The sequence below is a fragment of the Mycobacterium sp. 1245805.9 genome (genome assembly GCF_001672915.1).
Taxonomy (GTDB): Bacteria; Actinomycetota; Actinomycetes; order Mycobacteriales; family Mycobacteriaceae; genus Mycobacterium.
Genome location: NZ_LZKR01000108.1, coordinates 1 through 2,922 on the forward strand (window position 1 = coordinate 1; position 2,922 = coordinate 2,922).

General features: G+C 67.5%; 1 protein-coding gene. It reads right to left on the reverse strand.

Going from position 1 to position 2,922, the window contains the following annotated elements; genetic code table 11:
- Positions 1-2,922 (reverse strand): non-ribosomal peptide synthetase (locus A9X00_RS15645; protein ID WP_156772113.1); only part of this gene is annotated, 2,922 nt, incomplete at both ends.

The following is a 2,922-nucleotide window of genomic DNA, read 5'->3' on the forward strand; positions in this document are numbered from 1 at the left end:
GTGCCGATTGGTGTGCCGTTGGGCAATATGCGGGTGTTTGTGCTCGATGCGGGGTTGTGTCCGGTGCCGGTCGGGGTTCCATCGTCCGATGTCGCCGGTGCGGTACATGCGGGTGCCGGGCGGCCCGAAGGGACAGGCCACGAATCGTGTCGCGGTCAACGCCGCCCGGCCCCGGTATCCGCGGCCCACTCCGGCGCCGGCGACATACAATTCACCGAGCACCCCGACCGGCACCGGACACAACCCCGCATCGAGCACAAACACCCGCATATTGCCCAACGGCACACCAATCGGCACCGACGGCCGATCGAAGCCGTCCGCCGTGGGAACGGAATATGTTGTCGCACAGACGGTGATCTCGGTCGGCCCGTAGGCGTTGATCAGCGGAAGCCGCGGATGCGCGGCCCGGAACCGGTTGACCGCCGCGGCTGAAAGCGCACCGCCGCCTGTTTCCAGCAGTTTCAGCCGGTCGAGGCAGTCGGGGTCTTCTTCTGCCAGTTGGTGGAAAAGCGCGGTCGGCACGAACATCGACGTGACGCCGCGTGCCGTGATGAGCCGGCGCAGGGCCAACACGTCCGCCCGGCCCGCCGACGCCACCAGCGTGCCACCCCTGAACAATGCCGGCCAGATCTCACACGCCGAACTATCGAACCCCGGCGACATGATCATCGACATCCGGCCCCGTGCACCTTCTTCCGGCCAGTGGTGCAGCGCCATGTTCACGACGCCGTGGTGGGTGATGGCAACGGCTTTGGGTCGTCCGGTGGATCCGGAGGTGTACATGATGTAGGCGAGGTTGTCGGGCCGTGGCGGATCGATGTGGTGCGGTGCGCTGGCTACAGCGCCCGCGTCGGTGGAGTCGAGGAAGAGTTGAGGGATTGCGGTGTCGGGCAGTGTTTTTGCGGTGGCGGTGTCGGTGATCAGGAGTCGCGGGGCGGCGTCGGTGAGCATGTAGGTGGTGCGCTCGCTGGGGTAGTTGGGGTCAATGGGCAGGTAGGCGGCGCCGGTTTTGGAGATGGCCAGCAGCGCGGTGACGAGCCGGGTGGATCGGGGGAGCGCGACGGCGACGATGGCTTCGGGTCGTGCCCCGTAAGGCGCCAGCAGGGCGGCGAGATGGGTTGCACGGGTGTCGAGTTGGCGGTAGGTGAGGCTTTCGTCGCCGTCTTCGACCGCGACGGCCTCGGGTGTGCGGGCGGCTTGCGCGGCGAACAGCTCCGGGATGGTGGCCTCAGGTATGGGCGTGGTGGTGTCGTTCCAGTGGACCAGCACCCGCTCGCGTTCGGCCGCATCGATGACCTCGATCAGGTCGATCCGCCGCTCCGGGTCACGGGTGACCGCGTCGAGGATCCGCAGGTAGTGGCTGGCGAAGGTCTCGACGGTGTCCTGATCGAACAGGTCGGTGGCGTATTCGATGTTGCCCGCGAGGGTTTGTCGCTCCCCGGGAGCCGGCGGAACCTCGAAGAGGTTGATGGACAGATCGAATTTCGCTGTGTGGGTGGGCACGGGCAGGATGTCGACGCCCAGCCCGGGAAACTCGACGTTGGGCAGGGCGATGTTCTGCAGCGCGAACGACACCTGAAACAGGGGATGGTTGGCGGTGGAACGGGACACGTTGAGTGAGTCCACGATCCGTTCGAACGGGGCGTCCTGGTTTTCGTAGGCGCCGAGCGCCTTGCTGCCTATCCGCTCGAGGAGTTCGCCGAACCGTGGATTGCCCGAGGCATCGACGCGCAGGACCCAGGTGTTGACGAAGAACCCGATCAGGTCGGCCAATGCCTCGTCGGTGCGTCCGGCGATCGGCCCGCCGATCGTCAGGTCGTCACCGGCGCCGAGCTTGCGGAGCAGGACCGCCAACGCCGCTTGCAGCACCATCGACGTCGTCGTTCCCGTTTCCCTGGCGCGCTGTTCCACCCGCTCCAGCAGCGGCGGGTCGATCGCGAGCGGCACCAGGTCACCGCGAAACGACCGCTCCGGCGGCCGGGGCCGGTCGAAGGGAAGCGAGATCTGCTCTGGTGCACCGGACAGCTCGCGGCGCCAATAGGCCAACTGCCGTGACATGACGCTGTCGGGATCGTCCTCGCGGCCGAGGACCTCTTGCTGCCAAAGGGTGTAGTCCGCATATTGCACCGGTAGTGGTGACCAGGCCGGGGCCTGCCCGGTCCGCCGCGCGGCGTATGCCGTCGCCAAATCCCGCGCAAGCGGCACCAGCGATGCCCCGTCGCCGGCGATGTGGTGCAGTACCAACACCAGCACGTGTTCGGTCGCCGAAACCCGCAACAGGTCGGCCCGGACCGGTATCTGTGTCGTCAGGTCGAACCGGCACCGCGCGGCCGCGGCCACCGCCGCGGCCAGTCCCTGCGCGCCGCAGACGTCCGCCGCCGCCACCGGAATATCCACCGACCCGGCCGGCAAAACCTGTTGCCACGGAACGCCGTCCGCCTCGGCGAACACCGTGCGCAGGCTCTCGTGGCGAGCCACGACATCGCCGATCGCGGCGGTCAACGCCGCCGAATCCAGCGTGCCGGTCAATCGGATCGCCAACGGGATGTTGTAAGTCGGCGAGGGACCCTCATATTTGTAGATGAACCACAGGCGGGTCTGGGCGAAAGACAACGGCATCCGCGGCGGGCGCTGCCGCGGCATCAGGGGTGCTCGCACTCGGTCGTCGGCGTGCGCGACAAGCCATTCGGCGAGTTGGGTGACGGTGGGGGCGTCGAAGATGGCGCGGATGGGGACTTCGGTGCCGAGTTCGGTGCGGATGCGTGCGACGAGTCGGGTGGCCGATAGGGAGTGTCCGCCGAGGGTGAAGAAGTTGTCGTCGGTGCCGACGCGGGGCAGGCCGAGGATTTCGGCGAACAGGGCGGCCAGGACGCCTTCGCGGGGGTTGCGGGGGGCGTGGTAGGTGGTGGTGCTGGTGAATTG